Annotated in this window: 17 protein-coding genes; 3 read left to right on the top strand and 14 right to left on the bottom strand. The window is 70.2% G+C overall.

Going from position 1 to position 16,897, the window contains the following annotated elements; all coding sequences use genetic code 11:
• Nucleotides 1–126 precede the first annotated feature (126 nt).
• On the bottom strand, nt 127–1,113 hold the full coding sequence (locus ABN611_RS18065) for a CapA family protein (protein WP_350281037.1): 987 nt from the start codon (nt 1,111–1,113) through the stop codon (nt 127–129).
• A gap of 258 nt (nt 1,114–1,371) precedes the next feature.
• Here ABN611_RS18065 and map point away from each other — a divergent pair, with 258 nt between their 5' ends.
• Nucleotides 1,372–2,139, top strand: coding sequence for a type I methionyl aminopeptidase (map, locus tag ABN611_RS18060; protein ID WP_350281036.1), 768 nt, complete (start codon nt 1,372–1,374; stop codon nt 2,137–2,139).
• A 10-nt stretch (nt 2,140–2,149) separates the two neighbouring features.
• Here the strand turns inward: map and ABN611_RS18055 are convergent, their stop codons facing one another.
• Nucleotides 2,150–3,166: an Rv2578c family radical SAM protein gene (locus ABN611_RS18055; RefSeq protein ID WP_350281035.1), complete on the bottom strand. Its 1,017-nt coding sequence runs from the start codon at nt 3,164–3,166 to the stop codon at nt 2,150–2,152.
• Nucleotides 3,167–3,208: 42 nt separating this feature from the next.
• Complete coding sequence (locus tag ABN611_RS18050; protein WP_350281034.1) at nt 3,209–4,042, bottom strand: NAD(P)H-binding protein; 834 nt, start codon at nt 4,040–4,042, stop codon at nt 3,209–3,211.
• A 71-nt stretch (nt 4,043–4,113) separates the two neighbouring features.
• Here ABN611_RS18050 and ABN611_RS18045 point away from each other — a divergent pair, with 71 nt between their 5' ends.
• Nucleotides 4,114–4,911, top strand: a complete 798-nt coding sequence (locus tag ABN611_RS18045) for a TetR/AcrR family transcriptional regulator (protein WP_350281033.1) — start codon at nt 4,114–4,116, stop codon at nt 4,909–4,911.
• On the opposite strand, the gene ABN611_RS18040 is transcribed toward ABN611_RS18045, so the two are convergent.
• From ABN611_RS18040 to ABN611_RS17990, 11 genes are all read right to left on the bottom strand, one after another.
• Entirely contained in the window at nt 4,906–5,868 is a 963-nt protein-coding gene (locus ABN611_RS18040; protein ID WP_350281032.1) for an endonuclease/exonuclease/phosphatase family protein, read from the bottom strand. The genes ABN611_RS18045 and ABN611_RS18040 overlap by 6 nt on opposite strands.
• 68 nt (nt 5,869–5,936) lie before the next feature.
• Nucleotides 5,937–6,920 (bottom strand): winged helix-turn-helix domain-containing protein, encoded by a 984-nt coding sequence (locus tag ABN611_RS18035; RefSeq protein WP_350281031.1) that lies wholly within the window; start codon nt 6,918–6,920, stop codon nt 5,937–5,939.
• 92 nt (nt 6,921–7,012) lie between these two features.
• A complete protein-coding gene (gene guaA / locus ABN611_RS18030; protein WP_350281655.1) occupies nt 7,013–8,563 on the bottom strand; it encodes a glutamine-hydrolyzing GMP synthase in 1,551 nt (516 codons plus the stop codon).
• A gap of 21 nt (nt 8,564–8,584) precedes the next feature.
• Nucleotides 8,585–8,782: a hypothetical protein gene (locus ABN611_RS18025; RefSeq protein WP_350281030.1), complete on the bottom strand. Its 198-nt coding sequence runs from the start codon at nt 8,780–8,782 to the stop codon at nt 8,585–8,587.
• A gap of 19 nt (nt 8,783–8,801) precedes the next feature.
• A complete protein-coding gene (locus ABN611_RS18020) occupies nt 8,802–9,872 on the bottom strand; it encodes a hypothetical protein (protein ID WP_350281029.1) in 1,071 nt (356 codons plus the stop codon).
• The gene (gene bioD / locus ABN611_RS18015; RefSeq protein ID WP_350281028.1) at nt 9,869–10,525 is read right to left on the bottom strand and encodes a dethiobiotin synthase; all 657 of its coding nucleotides are present in this window, start codon (nt 10,523–10,525) and stop codon (nt 9,869–9,871) included. Before bioD ends, ABN611_RS18020 begins: the two co-directional genes overlap by 4 nt.
• Entirely contained in the window at nt 10,522–11,643 is a 1,122-nt protein-coding gene (locus ABN611_RS18010; protein WP_350281027.1) for an 8-amino-7-oxononanoate synthase, read from the bottom strand. Before ABN611_RS18010 ends, bioD begins: the two co-directional genes overlap by 4 nt.
• Nucleotides 11,643–12,956, bottom strand: coding sequence for an adenosylmethionine--8-amino-7-oxononanoate transaminase (locus ABN611_RS18005; protein ID WP_350281026.1), 1,314 nt, complete (start codon nt 12,954–12,956; stop codon nt 11,643–11,645). Before ABN611_RS18005 ends, ABN611_RS18010 begins: the two co-directional genes overlap by 1 nt.
• Before the next feature lie 500 nt (nt 12,957–13,456).
• On the bottom strand, nt 13,457–14,377 hold the full coding sequence (locus ABN611_RS18000) for a zeta toxin family protein (RefSeq protein ID WP_350281025.1): 921 nt from the start codon (nt 14,375–14,377) through the stop codon (nt 13,457–13,459).
• A 5-nt stretch (nt 14,378–14,382) separates the two neighbouring features.
• The gene (locus tag ABN611_RS17995; protein WP_350281024.1) at nt 14,383–14,721 is read right to left on the bottom strand and encodes a hypothetical protein; all 339 of its coding nucleotides are present in this window, start codon (nt 14,719–14,721) and stop codon (nt 14,383–14,385) included.
• A gap of 141 nt (nt 14,722–14,862) precedes the next feature.
• On the bottom strand, nt 14,863–15,072 hold the full coding sequence (locus ABN611_RS17990; protein ID WP_350281023.1) for a hypothetical protein: 210 nt from the start codon (nt 15,070–15,072) through the stop codon (nt 14,863–14,865).
• Between the two features lie 217 nt (nt 15,073–15,289).
• Here ABN611_RS17990 and ABN611_RS17985 point away from each other — a divergent pair, with 217 nt between their 5' ends.
• On the top strand, nt 15,290–16,756 hold the full coding sequence (locus ABN611_RS17985; RefSeq protein ID WP_350281022.1) for a S8 family serine peptidase: 1,467 nt from the start codon (nt 15,290–15,292) through the stop codon (nt 16,754–16,756).
• Nucleotides 16,757–16,897 lie beyond the last annotated feature (141 nt).

The raw sequence follows: 16,897 nt of genomic DNA, 5'->3' as shown, positions 1-16,897 counted from the left end.
TGGGCCCAACGACTATCGAGCGGATGCCATCCCCAGGCACCCCGCGCCTGCCCGGAGGCGGGCACGACGGACCATCACGAAGTACGTAATCATGCGTTCGACCCTAGACCGGGCGGATGCGGCGGTTCAAAGCATTTTCGGCGCCGCACCCAGCGCCGTGACAGTCTCGCTCGTACGGCGCCACGCCAGCTCGAGCCGACTCCGTGTCGCCACCGGGTCCGCCTTCGCGAGCTCCCGCCGTACGTCGAGAACCCGCACCGGCAGCACGTCCGTCATCAGCAGCGGCGCGTACTCCGCCTCGGTCGTCCAGCCGGCCCCGCGCCGGGTCATCGTGAACCGCGCGAGCAGGCCTTCCGCCTTGCGGCTCTCCGGCTCGCGGTGCGCGGCGACCAGGTTCCCGAGCCCGTACGCGATCCACTTCCCGTCCAGCTCCTGCATCGGCTGCACGACGTGCGCGTGGTGCCCGACCACCAGGTCGATGTTGCTGTCGGCAAGTAGCTCCGGCCCGACCGCGCGCTGCTGGTCGTTCAGCCTGCTCGAGTACTCCGTGCCCCAGTGACAGCTGACGATCACCAGCTCGGCACCAAGGTCACGAGCCTCCTGTGCCCGACGCTTGATGGTCTTGGTGCTGATCGTCGCGGCACGCCAGGTCTGGCCGTTCGGGTACGGCAGGCCGTTGAAGCCGAAGGTGAAACTCAACGACGCGACCTTCACTCCGCCGGCCTCGACGATCGTGATCCGCTCGGCCTCGGCCCGCGTGCGCGCCGTACCAGCGTGCGCGAGTCCCACCTTGTCGAGGGTGTCGAGCGTCCGGTCGACGCCGGCCGCACCACCGTCGAAGCTGTGGTTGCTCGCCGTCGTGCAGAGGTCGTACCCGGTCCGCTTGAGCGCGGTCGCGATCTGCGGCGGACCTTGGAAGAGCGGGTAGCCGCGATACGGACCGCCTGGCTTGGCGAGCGGTGTCTCCAGGTGCGCGATCGCGAGACCGGCCCACTGCACCAGGGGCTTCACGCCGCTCAGCAACGGCGCGAAGTCCCAGCGGCCGTTCGTGCCGTCGCCTTTCGCGGTGATCCAGAGTCGTTCGTGGAGCAGGACGTCACCGGTTGCGACCACGGTGACACGGTCGGCCCTCGCCTGCGCAGTCTGCTCAGTCTGCTGTGTCCTCGTCGGCTCCGGAGTCGCCGCGGTCTTGTCGCCCTGAGTGCCGGGCGTGTCCGCCACACAACCGGTCATCGCTGCAGCCGTGGCTCCGGCTAGCAGGCCTCCGAGCACAGCGCGTCGTCGTACCGCCATCCCGTCCCCAAACCTCTCTTGTCTGTAAGACGCCGTGGATCACCGGTTGGTTGTTCGTGTCGTGTGTATAACTGGGCCATGGTCGAGCTGAAGACGCCGGCGGAGATCGAGCAGATGCGCGCGGCGGGGCGGGTCGTCGCGAACGTTCTGCAGACCGTGAAGCAGGCGGCCGCGGTCGGGGTTTCGCTACTGGAGCTCGACGAGGTGGCTCGTGACGTACTGCGGTCCGCCGGGGCGGTGTCGCTGTTCGACGGGTACCAGCCCCGGTTCGCGACGGCGCCGTTCAGCGGCGTGATCTGCACGTCGGTGAACGACGCCGTACTGCACGGGCTGCCGTCCGACCTGCGGCTCGCGGACGGCGACCTGCTGAACGTGGACTGCGGGGCGTCGGTCGACGGCTGGTGCGCGGATTCGGCGATCAGCTTCTGCGTCGGTACGGCGCGGGCAGCGGACCTGGAGCTGATCGCGACGACCGAGGAAGCCCTCGGCGCGGGTATCGCGGCGGCGGTCGACGGCAACCGGATCGGCGACATCGGCGCGGCGATCGGCCGGGTCGGGCGCCGCGCCGGCGTCGGCACCAACCTCGACTTCGGCGGCCACGGCATCGGCCGCCGCATGCACCAGGAACCCCACGTCCCCAACAACGGCCGCCCCGGCCGCGGCCTCAAACTCCGCACCGGCCAGGTCTTCGCCATCGAACCCTGGTTCTGGTCCGGCCCCGGCTCCACCTACACCATCGACCCCGACGGCTGGACCCTCCGCTCCGCCGACCAAACCCGAGGCGCCCACGCCGAACACACCGTAGCCCTCACCCCCGAAGGCCCCCAGATCCTCACCCTCCCCTAGCTGGGACAGGTCAGAACAAGGTCTGTTGCGCCGGCTCGGAGCGGTGCATCCCGTCGATGGGTTGGGAGCGGTGGCTCGAGCTGCGGGCGAAGCCGTGTTTGGTGAGGAGGGGGCGGATTTTGTGGTCGAAGGCTTTGCGGTAGCTCGGGGAGGCGTAGGAGCCGTGGGCGTAGAGGGATTCGTAGCGGCTGACGAGGTCGGGGTGGTCGTGCCCCAGCCACTGCATGAACCAGTCCTTGACCCCGGGGCGTAGGTGGAGGACCAGTGGGGTGACGCCGGTGGCTCCGGCGGCGGACAGTTGGGACAGGAGCTCGTCGAGTTGGTCCGTCGAGTCGGTGAGCCAGGGCAGGACCGGCGCCACCATCACCCCGCACGGGAGGCCGGCGTCGCGGACGGCGCGGATCAGGTCGAGGCGGCCGCGGACGGACGGTACGCCGGGCTCCAGCCGTCGTCGCAGTACCTCGTCGCCCAGCGCCAGCGACAGGCCGATGCCGACCGAGACCTCGGTGGACGCGGCCGACAGCAAACGCAGGTCCCGGCGGAGCAGCGTGCCTTTGGTGAGGATGGAGAACGGCGTCCCCGAACCGGCGAGCGCCTCGATGATCCCGGGCATCAACCGGTACCGGCCCTCGGCCCGCTGGTACGGATCCGTGTTGGTGCCGAGGGCAACGGATTCGTGCTTCCAGGACGGCCGGGCGAGCTCGCGGCGCAGGACCTCGGCCACGTTCGTCTTCACGACGATCTGGCGATCGAAGTCGTCCCCGGTGTCGAGCTCGAGGTACCGGTGGGTGGGCCGGGCGAAGCAGTACCGGCAGGCGTGTGTGCACCCGCGGTACGGATTCACGGTCCAGTTGAACGGCAGCGCCGAACCGGGCACCGAGTTCAGCGCCGACCGCGCCAGCACCTCGTGGAAGGTGATCCCCTGGAACTCCGGCGTCGTCACCGACCGGACCAGCCCCGCGATCGACCCGAGCCCCGGCAACGTCCCGGGAGTCTCGACGTCGAGCTGCTGACCCGCCCACCTCATACCCCACAGTCGAACACATGTTCGACTCGTCGTCAAACCGGCTCAGCGAAAGGCGGCCACGTTCGCCCGGGCCCACTCGCGATAGGTGACGGCCGGGCGCCCGGTCAGGTCCTCGACCGTGGTCTCGGGCTTCATCGGATGCTCGGCCATCATCCGGAACCCGTCGAGCAGCCACTGCGCCGTTTCCAGCCCGATCGCCGGCGCCAGCTCCGCCAGGTACTCGTCGGGCGTCAACTCCTCGAAACGCACCTCCCTCCCGAGCGCCTCCGCGATGCAGGCAACCTGCTCCGGCGGCGTGATCCCCTCCGGCCCGCTCATCGTGAGCTTCTGTCCGGTGAAGTCCTCCGACAGGAGCACCACCCGCGCCACCGCAGCGATGTCACCGAGGTCGATCGGCGTCTGCACGGCATCGCCGTACGGCGCCCGCACGACCCCGTCGGTCTTGATCGACGCAGCCCAGTCGAGCGTGTTGTTCATGAACTGCCCGGGCCGCAGGAACGTCCAGTCGAACCCGCCGGCCTCGATCGCCCGCTCGATCCGGTAGTAGTGCCACGTCGACGGATCCCCTTGCGCTTCGTACTCCGCAGGCTCCCCCGACAGTACGACGACCCGCCGCACGCCGGCGTCCCGCGCGCAGCGCACGAAGTCGTCGACGTACGCCGGAAGCGGCGCGAGGTACACGGTGTCGACACCGGCGAGCGCCGCGGGCAGCGTCGCCGGCTTCCCGAGGTACCCGCGCGCGATCTCCACCCCGTCCGGCAGCGCGGCACGCGCCGGGTTGTTCGTCAGCGCCCGCACCGGCGCCCCCGCCGTCACCAGCTCGTCGACCAGCAACCGCCCGACGCTCGCGGTCGCACCCGTCACCAGAATCGTCATCCCAGGACCCCTCTCGAACTCGAATTCTCGTAGGGTATACGAGAATTCATGAGAGCGCCTATCGTTGCCCTGTGAGCGAGCGGCGCAGCGGTGAGGGACAGCCCGACAAGACCTTGGCGCTGCTCTGGCGCAACCACCGCCGGCCGTCCGCCGACGAGCCCGCAGAAACACGTAGGCGCGGCGCGGGCCGGCGGCCGTCGCTGAGCGTCGACGACGTCGTGCACGCGGGAATCCGGCTCGCGGACGAGCAAGGCCTCGCGGCCGCGTCGATGGGCGGGCTCGCGAAGGAGCTCGGCGTCGGCACGATGACGCTCTACACCTACGTGCCGTCGAAGGACGAGCTGCTCGACCTGATGGTCGACCAGGTGCTCGGCGAGCGCGACCTCCCCGGCCCGGGCGACCCGCGGCCGGGGGACTGGCGGGACCAGGTCGAGCTGTACTCCGAGCAGACCCGCGCGATGTTCCGGCGCCACCTGTGGCTGTCCCAGGTCTCGACGATCCGTCCGCCGGTAGGACCAGGCATGCTGGCGGGCCGCGAGTACCTGCTGTCCGTGCTGCTCGGACTCGGCCTCAGCGCCCTCGAGACGAACACCGCGGCGCTCGCGATCACGACGTACGTCGACTCCGCCGCGAGTCTCGAGGCCGAGAGCCAGTTGATCGAGCGCACCACCGGGCAGAGCAACGACGCCTGGTGGTACGAACGGAACGACCTGTGGGAGACGTACTTCGACGTCGAGAGACATCCCGCGATGACGGCCGTCTGGAACGCCGACGGCTACCAGTCCAGCACCAAGCAAGCCGCCGCCGACTCGTACCGCTACGGCCTGGACCGGCTGCTCGACGGCATCCAGGCGATGAGACCGCTATAGGTCGAGCGCGATCCAGGCCGGGTCGTGGTCGGTGCCGTCGCGCGCCAGCTTGCGGCGGCGTCCGATGAACGACCCCTTCAGCCGCGGCGCCAGCGCGGGCGACAACCAGATCTGGTCGATCAGGTCGAACGTCCGCGGCTGCTTCGCCGCCTTGAACGTCGACGTCCAGGACGGGTTCGCCGGCAGCTCGACCGTGGTCTGCACAGTGCCGATCTCGGTCGGGGCCGTCAGCGCGTTGACCAGCCCCGCCTTCTGGTACGCCGCCAGCGCCGCCGAGTCCGGGGTGTCGTTCATGTCGCCACAGAGCAGGTACCGCTGCCGGCTGCCCATCCGCGACGCCAGGATCCGCACGATCGCGTCGGCCTGCCGGGTCCGGAGCAGCTCCGCGGCCGCCGCGGCCGCCACCGGGTCCTCGGCGGTGAAGTCGACGAACTTCGACTTCAGGTGGGTGCCGAACACGGTCAGCACCTTCCGGCCGCGGGCGTCCAGAATCTCCGCCTCGACCAGGTCGCGGGAGAAGATCGGCCGGTCCGGTACGTCGGGATGGAACACCCGCTGGTAGCTCGTCACGCCGCCGATCGGCACCCGGGACAGGATCCCGATGTCGATGAACCGCGCCGCGTCGTTGCCGTCGATCACCATCACGTGCTCGTACGCGCCGTCCAGGTGCTCGCGGTTGAACTCCCGCAGGACGTCGACGTTCTCGATCTCCTGGACGATCCAGACGTCGACGTCGGCGGCGAGCAGCCGCTCGGCCACCCGGTCGGTGTCCTCGGGCTTCTTCGCGGTGAGCAGCTTGCCGCGCCCGTCGAGCTGCAACCGCCGGCGATGCTCGCTGTCGAAGCTGTACGTCGCCGGCACCGAAGTGCTGCCGCTCGCGAGCGCGTCGAGCGCACCCTCGAAGTTCCAGCGGTCGAACAGGTTGTTGAGGTTGAACGTCCCCACCGTGAGTTCCATGGCCCCACCTCCACGTGAACACGAAGGTACGCCATTTCCGCTAACGCCGGGCGAACACGTGCTGACGATCAGCAACTGGCCCCGGTCAGCACATGCGCGCCGACCGGGTTCAGCGTGTGCTGCACCGAGCTGCCGGTGCGCTGCGTGGTCACCAGGCCGGTGTCGTGCAACACCCGGGCGTGTTCGCTGGCCGAAGCCAGTGAGATCCCCGCGCGGGCCGCGAGTTCGCTGGTCGAGCAAGCACCCACCGAGATGCTCTTCAACACCCGCGCCCGCGTCTTCCCGAGCAGGTCGGCGACGGCGCCGTCGCGGTCGAGGCGCCGTACGACGGCACCCGCCCGCAGCGACTCGTGCCTCACCGGATAGACGAGGACCGGCGGCAGTGTCGGGTCGAGCAGCATCATCGGGTACTTCCAGCAGAAGTACGACGGCACGAGCCGCAGTCCGCGGCCGTTCAGGTACAGGTCGCGGTCGATGTGCGGCATGTCCACCGACAGCACCGGCGCCGACCAGCTCAGCGAGCGGTGCAGCTCCGGCAGCAGCGACTCGAAGCCGTTGCTGGTCACAGTTTCCTTGTGCTTGGCAACGACCGGCTCGATCGCCCGCGAGATCGTCGGCATCTGTGGCGCGATCTTCGTCCGGTGGAACGACCGCAGCCCTTGCACGAGCCGCTTCATCAGACCTGGTTCGCCGGCGGCGAGCCGGCGCGTCCAGCCTGGCAGCCGTACGTCGTCCGACAGCCGCCGCAGCTCCGCCATGAGCTGGTCGGTGGGTGTGGCGGCGACCGCTGACAGCCCCGGCGCGAGGCCTTGCGCGGCCGCGCCCGGTGTCAGGAAGTCGGGCGAGTACCCGACCGGCGGTGCGAGCGCGAGCAGCTCCTGCTCCAGCGCGGTCAGCCGGGCGCGGGCCCGTTCCCGCCAGATGCCGAACAGTTCCGGCTCGTCGTCGGTCTGCAGGACGTGCAGGCCGAGCAGGACCTCCCAGAGCGGATCGGGCTGCTGCGCGATCGTCGTCCTCGCCAGATCCACCGTTTCGAAATGAATACGGAACACCACGATCTCCTCCCCCGAGGAAATCACCCGCCGTGGTCAACGGGCGACCCAACGACACTAACAGTCGCCGGGGTCACCCGCTGTGACGCCGCTTACTCCCACTCGATGGTGCCCGGCGGCTTGCTGGTGACGTCGAGGGTGACGCGGTTGACCTCGTCGACCTCGTTGGTGATCCGGGTGGAGATCTTCTCGATGACGTCGTACGGCAGCCGGGCCCAGTCGGCGGTCATCGCGTCCTCGCTGGTCACGGGACGCAGTACGACGGGGTGGCCGTAGGTCCGGCCGTCGCCCTGGACGCCGACCGACCGGACGTCGGCCAGCAGCACCACCGGGAACTGCCAGATGTCCCGGTCGAGACCGGCCGCGGTCAGCTCGGTGCGCGCGATCAGGTCCGCGGCGCGCAGGATTTCCAGCCGCTCGCGGGTGACCTCGCCGATGATCCGGATGCTCAGCCCCGGGCCCGGGAACGGGTGCCGGTAGACCATCGTCTCCGGCAGGCCGAGCGCCAGTCCGAGCTCGCGGACCTCGTCCTTGAACAGCGTCCGCAGCGGCTCGATCAGGCTGAACTGCAGGTCGTCGGGCAGCCCGCCGACGTTGTGGTGCGACTTGATGTTCGCGGCCCCGGCACCGCCGCCGGATTCCACCACGTCCGGGTACAGCGTGCCCTGGACCAGGAACTCGATGTGCCGCTCGGCGTCCACCTTGCGCGCGGTCGCCTCGAAGGTCCGGATGAACTCGCGGCCGACGATCTTCCGCTTCTGCTCCGGGTCGGTGACGCCCGCGAGCGCGGTCAGGAACTGCTCCTCGGCGTCGACGGCCTCGAGCCGGATGCCGGTCGCGGCGACGAAGTCCTTCTCGATCTGCTCGGACTCACCGGCCCGCTGCAGGCCGTGGTCGACGTACACGCAGGTCAGCTGGTCGCCGATCGCCTTGTGCACCAGGGCCGCCGCGACCGCGGAGTCGACACCGCCGGACAGGGCGCACAGCACCTGCTTGTCGCCGACCTGCTCACGGATCACCGCGACCTGCTCCTCGACGACGTTCGTGGTCGTCCAGTCGCCCTTGCAGCCGGCGATCTCGTACAGGAAGTGCTCGAGGACCGCCTGGCCCGCCTGCGAGTGCAGGACCTCCGGGTGCCACTGCACACCGGCCAGTCGCCGGTCCAGGTCCTCGAAGGCCGCCACCGGCGCACCCTCGGACGCGGCCAGTACGGCGAACCCGGCGGGCGGCGCATGCACCGCGTCGCCGTGGGACATCCAGACGTTCAGGTCCTCGGGGATGCCCGCGAGCAGCGTCCCCGCCTCGCTCACGGTGACCGGCGTCCGCCCGAACTCGCGCAGCCCGGTCCGCCGGACCTCGCCGCCGAGCGTCTGCGCCATCGCCTGGAATCCGTAGCAGATGCCGAACGCCGGGACCCCGGCCTCGAACAGCCCGGACTCGACCCGCGGCGCGCCCTCGGCGTACACCGACTGCGGCCCGCCGGACAGGATGATCGCCTTCGGGCCCTTCGCCAGCATCTCCTCGACCGGCATCGAGTGCGGCACGATCTCGGAGTACACCTTCGCCTCGCGCACCCGGCGCGCGATCAACTGCGCGTACTGCGCGCCGAAGTCGACGACCAGGACCAACTCATGCTGCGGAATTTCATGGGCCACAGGCGAAGCCTATCGGTGCAGGTCAGCAGGGCTGTAATCCGCGGGATCCGCGGTCACCGGCACGGGTTCGCTCGTCACGTCCAGGCCCGGGAAGCGGCGCCGCATCGCGGCCTCGTACCGGGCGGCGCCGGGCTGGTCACCGATGTGGTCAGCGATCTGGTGCGGCCCGAACCACAGCCGCACGCGCTGCCGGGAGGTCGATCTCACGCCCGCGACGCTAGCCGTGTCAGTTGTCCCCGGTGTTACCGTCCGTTACAACCAGGAGACGCTTCGGCGCCCGGAACGACAGCAGGTCGATCATCGGCGGTTCCTCGACCAGTCGTGCCCCGGCCACCAGCTCTGCCGCACATTCCACCGCCACCCGAGCCTCCATCCGTGCCAAGCCGGCGCCCAGGCAGCGGTGAATGCCGGTCCCGAACGCCAGATCGGCCGGGCCGCCGTGACCGCTCAGGCCGAGCAACACGGGCGCTCCCGCCGGTACCTCCACCTCGCCGAGAGTCGTCGGCTCGGCGGTGACTCGTCGCCAGGTCGGCACCGACGACGCTTCCCGCAGTACCTCCTCGACCGTCTCGGCCGGATCGACCACCTTGCCGAGTGAGCGTTGGAACGCTGTGGAAATGAGTTGGGTGGTGGTCTCCTGGCCGGCGATCAACAGGAAGTAGCCGACCGCGCACACCTCTTCGTCACTCAGCCCCAGACCGACGAGCACCCCGAACAGGTCGTCGGCGGGGGTCTCGCGCGCGGCCTTGGTCCGGGATCGCAGCCAGGCGTAGAACTCGGCCGCGCTGTGCGCGAGCTCCAGCTGCCGGTCCTCGTCCGGCCAGCCCCAGAACAGCTCGAGCGAGTCGAGGCTCCAGGCCTTGAGCGCGGGTACGTCGACCTCGGTGAGGCCGAGCAGGTGGAGTACGACGAGGGCGGGTGGCTCGGAGGCAATCGCCTGCACCAAGTCCACCTGCTGACCGGCGGCCAGCGCTGTTTTGGCTGCTGCGACGCGGGTCGTGTTGAGCTCGCGGGCCAAGGGCTCGACAGCGGCGACACGAGCCGGGCTGAAGAACCGGGCCACGGCGGCGCGGATCGGGCGGTGCGACTCACCCGCGTTGTTGGCAAGCGTCGGCGGAAGCGCGAAACCGACACCCGACAGCACCCGGAGCGCCTTCACCGACAACGGCGTGTGCGCAAGGACGGCGTTGTCCGGCCGAAACGTCCGCGGATCCAGCAACACCTCCCTCGCCAGCACCGGATCATCGACGACCCAATAGCCGAGTTCATCGTCGTACCGCGCCGGGCACCCACTCACTCGAACCATCCCGGCACGGCGGCGGCGAACTCCTCCCGGCTCCAGTTGCCGACACCCGCCGGGATGCGGCCGATCACCGGGATCCCGGTCGTCGCGGGAAGGTCCTCGAGGTTGCATCCTTCCGCGAGGTTGGGCTCGGTCGGCCAGGCGCCGATCACCAGGCCGTCGACCGGGAGTTTCCGGGCCCGTAGCGCCTCGATCGTCAGGCCGGTGTGGTTCAGCGTCCCCAGCCCTGCGCGGGTCACCACGACGAACCTGAACGGGCTGGTCAGCTGCGCGGCGAGATCCGCCAGGTTGTTGCCGTCAGCATCGAGTCCGACGAGCAGCCCGCCCGCCCCCTCGACCAGCACGGTGTCGTAGCTGCTCGCGAGCTTGTCGACCGTCGCGGCGTGCTCCGCGACCGACGGCAGCGCGACTTCCGCCCGCCGGGCCGCGGTGGTGGGCGCCAGCGGCTCGGGCAACCGCACGCCTTCGTGCAGAACGGTCACACCACTGAGCCGGCCGACCTCAGCCAGATCGCCCGGCTCGTCAGGCCGCACACCGGTCTGCGCTGGCTTGACCACAGCGACCGAATCCCCGGCGAGCACCGCCAGCGCCGCCGTCACGATCGTCTTACCGACCTCGGTGTCAGTACCGGTGACGACCGTGATCACGAGACCTGCCCGATCGCGTCGTCGATCACCGCACACGCCCGATCAAGCTCCTCAGCGGACAACCCGGCATGGGCGGTCAGCCGCAACCGCGAGACCCCGTCCGGCACCGACGGCGGCCGGAAACTCCCGACACGTACGCCGTTCCGCAGACACAGCTCGGCCGCGCGAACCGTTTCCCGCGGACCAGGCATCGGCACCGACACCACAGCACCGCGCGACAGCGGCACCTCGCAAGCAGCCGCCAACCGCGCCGCCGCCGCGTGAATCGCAGCAGGCCGCTCCGGCTCGGATCGCAGTACCTGCAACGCGGCAAGCGCGGCCGCACACGCCGCCGGGTTGAGCCCGGTGTCGTAGATGAACGGCCTTGCGCGATTGACGAGGTGCTCGCGCAACACCGCCGGACCGAGAACGACCCCGCCCTGCGCGGCCAGCGACTTCGACAGTGTCATCGTGACGATGACATGCTCGAGGCCTGCAAGCCCGGCCGCGTGGACAGAGCCGTGACCGTTGCCGCTGACACCCAATCCGTGGGCCTCGTCCACCAGCAGTACGGCGTGGTGTGCCGCTGCGACGGCGGCGAGTTCCTGGAGCGGGGCCTCGTCGCTGAGCACGCTGAAGATCGACTCGGTCATCACGACGGCGTGCGGTTCGTTGCGCTCGGCAAGGACCTTCTCGACGGCCTCGACGTCATTGTGCGGGACGACCTCGACGCGCGACCGCGCGAGCCGGCAGGCGTCCACGAGCGAGGCGTGGATGTGTTCGTCGGACACCAGCAGCGTGCCGGGTCCGCCCAGCGCGGTGACGACGCCGAGGTTGGCGAGGTACCCGGACGAGAACGCGAGCGCGGACTCCTGCCCGGCGTACTCCGCCAGTGTCGTCTCCAGCTCCTCGTGGAGTTTCGTCGTACCGGTGACGAGGCGGGACGCGGTCGAACCCGTCCCCCAGGTCTGCACGGCAGCAGCCGCGGCCGCGACGACCCGCGGATCGCGGGCGAGGCCGAGGTAGTCGTTGCCGGCGAGGTCGATCAGGTCGTCGGTGGCAGGCCTGGGATGCAGCCGCCGGGTGAGACCGCGGGCCTCGAGCGCCGCCGCCTTCGGCGCGAGCCAGTCCTCCAGCATCAGCCGGCCTCCTCGACCGCACCCGTGATCGCCGCACCGATCGTGGCGATGTCGTCGTCGGTGCAGACGTACGGCGGCATCGTGTAGACGAGGTCGCGGAACGGCCGCACCCACACCCCGCGGCGCAACGCGGCCTCGGTCATCCGCGGCAGATCCACCGGACCGCCGAGCTGCACGACGCCGACCGCGCCGAGCACCCGGACGTCCTTCACCGCGGGCAGCTCCCGGGCACCCCGTAAGCCAGCCTCCAGACCGGCCGAGATCCGGGCGACGTTACCGGCCCAGTCCTGAGAAAGCAGCAGGTCGATCGAGGCGAGGGCGACCGCGCACGCGAGCGGGTTGGCCATGAACGTCGGGCCGTGCATCAACGCGCCGCCAGGTCCGTTGGAGACGGTGTGCGCTACGTCCGTCGTACACAGCATCGCGGCCAGCGTGAGGTAGCCGCCGGTCAGGGCCTTGCCTACGCAGAGGATGTCGGGGTCTACGCCCGCGTGCTCAGAGGCGAACAGCGTGCCGGTGCGGCCGAAGCCGGTCGCGATCTCGTCGAAGATGAGCAGGAAGCCGTGCTGGTCGGCGAGTTCGCGCAGTACGCGTAGGCAGGCGGGGCTGTACGGGTACATGCCGCCGGCGCCTTGCAGGATCGGTTCGACGACGATGCCGGCGATCTCGTCCGCATGCTGCTCGGCCACGGCGGCCATCGCGGCGGCCCAGGCCTGCAGCTCCGGATCGGTTGCGGGGCGGTCGAAACCGGCGGGTGGTTGCGGGCCGAAGACCTGCTCCGTGAGTGCTCCGGTGAACAACGAGTGCATGCCGTTGACCGGGTCGCAGACGCTCATCGGCGCGAACGTGTCGCCGTGGTACCCGCCGCGGACGGTCAGCATCCGCGTCCGGCCGTGCTTGCCGCGGGCAACCTGGTACTGCAACGCGAGCTTGATCGCCACCTCGACCGAGACCGACCCGGAGTCGCAGAAGAACACGTGCTGTAACGGATCCGGCGTGATCCGCACCAGCCGCTCCGCCAGCCGGATCGCCGGTTCGTGGGTCAGCCCACCGAACATCACGTGGCTGAACTCGTCGGCCTGGCTCTTCAGTGCCGCGTCCAGCACCGGGTTCCGGTACCCGTGGATCATGCACCACCAGGACGCCATCGCGTCGATCGCCTCGACAGTCCCGCCGGCGCCGTCGTCGAGTTGCAGTCGTACGCCGTCCGCGCCCCGGACGAGCCGCACCGGCGACGGTTCGGTCAGCGAGGAGTACGGATGCCACAGCAACGCCGCGTCCCGCGCCGACCACGCACCACCCGACCCTGCCACGCCAACCTCCGTCCTGAGGAACCACCACGGTAATAGCTCCCCACCAGGCGGGACCCCGCAGGTGCCCAGGATGTGACCAGCTCCACCCTTACAGTCAGCCCACGCGTGCTCCGCGGGCGCTTCCTTCGTCGCTCCGCTCCTCAGCGCACCCACTACGCCCGCTCCCACCCACCCCCGGGCTTAGCGCCGGACTTCTGTTTCCGGCTTACGCCGGGCGTTTCCGGCTACCGCCGGGAGTTGTCGGCTGCCGCCGACGTTTTCCGGCTTGCGCCGGGTTCTTCCGGCTTGCGCCGGGTTCTTCCGGCTTGCGCCGGGTGTTGCCGGCTGACGCCGGCGAGTTTGCGAGCTGCCGCTCGCGAGTGACGGCTAGGCGGAGGCTCTGAGACCAGCGGATGTCCCGGGGGTGCACGGCGCCCGACCTCGAGAGGCCCATGGCTGGTACGGCAATGCGCGCGCTCCAACCGAGGCGTGGCGCGGAGATGGCCCGCAGGTGACTCGCCCTAGAAGGAGGTGCCGGCCTTGGCTATGTGGTGGGTTAGGGCTATGGGGTCCAGGTGGGGTTTGGCTAGGGTTCTTAGGGACTTGGCGCCGTCTACGGATTCGTCTCGGATCCATTGGACGGGGGCTGAGAGGCCGAAGCGTTCGATGGCGCTGGCGGCGTCCAGGAAGTCTCTGGACTCGGGGACCGTCCAGGTTCGGTCGCGTTCCCAGGTGATGGCGTCGCGGGTGCGTGGGGGTTGATGCCAGTCGCCGTTGCGGTGGTTGCCGTAGATCAGTTGGCCGTCGGGGCGGAGGACGCCTACCCGGTCGATCCAGTCGGATTCGTCGATCAGGTCGGCGGCTGTCAGCACCCCGGCGTACCCGGCGTCGTGGCGCGACTCGGTGGCGAAGCGGCCGAAGCCGAAGTCTTCCAGAGCGCGGATGTGGCGTTGCAGTACGCCGAGCCGGCTGACGGCCTCATGGACCGCCAGGAGGGCGACCTCCACCCGGTAGCCGGCGGACTTGAACGTGCGCGCCGACGTCGCGAACACCTCGGGGTCGAGGAGCTCGGTCTCGAGGATCACGTCGTACCGCTGGTCGATCGCCAGTTCCTCGGCGCGGGCGAGCCAGCGCAGGCCGTCGGGCTCGACGTACCGGTCGAACGTCGCGATGTCGTCGGTGATCGGCTCGTGCAGCCGCGGGTGGTAGGCCTCGAGGCGGGGCGTGCTCAGTACGACGGGGGTGCCGCGGTCGGTGAGTGCCGCCTTGACGAGTGCGGTGATCGAGGCCTTGCCGTCGCCGGGCTGGCCGCCGACGAACACGACCACCGGGCGCTCCTGCGCGGTGCCGGCCAGCTGGTCGGGGACGATCCGTTCGCGGAAGATCCGCTCGTTGTCCGCGTCGCTCAGCAGGAACCGGTCCTGCGCACCCGGCTCGCTCATCGTGCTCATCCTCGTCCGGTCGGTCCCTGGTCGTCCTCGTCGTCTTCGTCCTCCTCGACGCTGAGGAGGTCGTCGGCGTCGCGGCGGATCCGGGCGATCGCGCGGGTGTCGAGCGGGTCGAGGTCCTGGCCGCGGGCGGCCCAGGTCGCCTGCTGCTCGCGGAGTACGGCGATCGCGTCCGCATCGGGCTCGTCGGCGGCTTCCGCCGCGGCGAGCTGCTGGGCGTAGTACCCGACCGCCTGCCGGACACCCTCGAGGGCGATCTCGTAGCCGAGCACCTGAGCCGGCGTCCATCTCGCCTTCCCGAGCTCCGGGAGCACCAGGGGATCGGCGAGGTCAGCCACTCCAGAACGATACCCGACCACTCGGGTCAGCTGCCCTGGGGGCGCGGGCGGGCGCCCCCGGAACCAGCGCCCTCAGCCACCGGCCTCACTCGTCAACACCACACTCGCCACACGCCCGCACTCGCCAGACGCCTGTGTTCGTCAGACGCCGTGTTCGTTGCCCTGTCGCCGGGTGCGGCCCGAGAAGTCGCCGATGACCCGATTATGCGTGTCGCGGACCTTGCCGTCCTCGCCGAGGCGGCCGGCGCCGGCCTCCTTGGCCGCCTTCTTCGCCTGGCGGCCGGACAGCGTGCCGCCGTTCTGCACTGCGTCGGCGCGGGCCTCGCGCCCCTTCTTGCCCCAGTTCGGCATGATGCCTCACATCCCCTCACACATCGGTTGACGGAATGCTCCGACTGTAGGGCCGCCGAGGAGCAAACGACCGTTCGAAATCGTCCTGGGCCGCCGGGGCCGAGCCCTTCTCAAGGGAAGGCCGGCGGTCATACATTGAGCCCAACCCAAGTTACCGGCCCGTAACCACAGCGCCCGCCCAGCGCCTCGGGCCACCGCCCCCAGTGAGGAGAACGTCATGCGCTCCAGACCGCTGTTCGCCGCCTCCGCTGCTGCTCTGCTCGCCCTGACGATCGGTACGCCGGTCTACGCGGCGTCGTCGGCGTCATCATCGGCGCAACCGCCGGCACCCGTCCAGGACTACCTGAGCCGCCAGCTCGACCGGCTCGCGAAGCTGCCCGTGCTCCAGCAGCGTACGACGGTCCTCGTCCACGGCACCGACCTCGCCGCCGCGCGCCAGGCCGCCAAGGCCAGTGGCCTGCGGCAACTGACGTCGTACGCCAAGATCGGCGTGGTGGTTGCCGAGGGCACCCGCTCGCAGATCCTCGCGGCCCGGACCAAGCCCGGCGTCACTTACCTCGAGGGCAACCAGCCGATCGAGATCAGCCTGTCGACGTCGAACACGGCCACCCGCGGTTCGGAGGCGATCGCGACCCGGACCGGCGCCGACGGCAAGGCACTGGACGGCCGCGGTGTCGGCGTCGCGGTCATCGACAGCGGCGTGGACCCGACGCATCCGTTCTTCCGCAACGCCGACGGTACCTCGGCGGTGAAGAAGAACCTGAAGATCGTCTGCGATCCGCTGACCGAGACGCTCTGCCTGCCGGTGGACGCCGGTTCGGCCGACACCGACCTGCTGTCCGTGGGCGGTCACGGCACGCACGTCAACGGCATCGTCGCCGGCCGCCCGGTCACGCTGTCCGACGGTACGACGATGCACGGCGCCGCGCCCGGCGCTTCCCTGGTCAGCATCTCGGTCGGCGCCGCGCTGCTGATCGTCGGCGCGGACGCCGCGCTGAACTGGGTCCTCGAGAACCACGCGGCACCGTGCGGCGCAGGCGTCCCGGCGAGCACCTGCCCGCCGATCAAGGTCACGAACAACTCCTACGGCCCGTCCGGCGGCGGCGCGTTCGACCCGAACTCCGCGACCGTCAAGCTGCAGCGCGCGCTCGCCGCGGAAGGCGTGGTCACGGTCTGGGCGGCCGGCAACGACGGCGGTGACGGCAGTACGTCGCTCACCAACCCGCCCGGCCAGGACCCGACCGGCGGCATCCTGTCCGTCGCGTCGTACCACGACCTCGGGACCGGGACCCGCGCCGGCGCGGTCTCGTCGTACTCGTCGCGCGGCAAGAACGGGACGCTGTCGACGTACCCGGACCTCTCGGCGCCGGGTGAGGACATCACCTCGTCGTGCCGCATCTACCTGCCGATCTGCTCGACGGGCCTGCAGCCGCTGAACGGCGGCGACTACAACACCATCAGCGGTACGTCGATGGCCGCGCCGCACATCGCCGGGATCGTCGCCCAGCTGTTCCAGGCGAACCCGTCCGCGACGCCGGCGGAGGTCGAGAACGCACTGATCTCGACCGCGCACCGGTACACCGACGGGGCGCCGTACCAGGCGGATCCGCGCGGCGGCAGTACGTCGTACGACAAGGGACACGGCCTGGTCGACGTCGTCGCGGCGTCAGACGCGGTCCGTTAGCTCGCCGTGTACTGAGCAGCGGGCGGTCCAGCCCATTGGGTGGACCTGGACGATCATTCGGCGACGGCACTCCGCGCAGTACCTCGGAGGTTCCAGGGACAGGGCCCGGCGGCAGTCCTCGTGACTGCCGCCGGCCAGGTC

It is taken from the genome of Kribbella sp. HUAS MG21, assembly GCF_040254265.1.
In the GTDB taxonomy this organism is placed as follows: Bacteria; Actinomycetota; Actinomycetes; order Propionibacteriales; family Kribbellaceae; genus Kribbella.
This window is presented reverse-complemented; position numbering and strand designations above follow the sequence as displayed.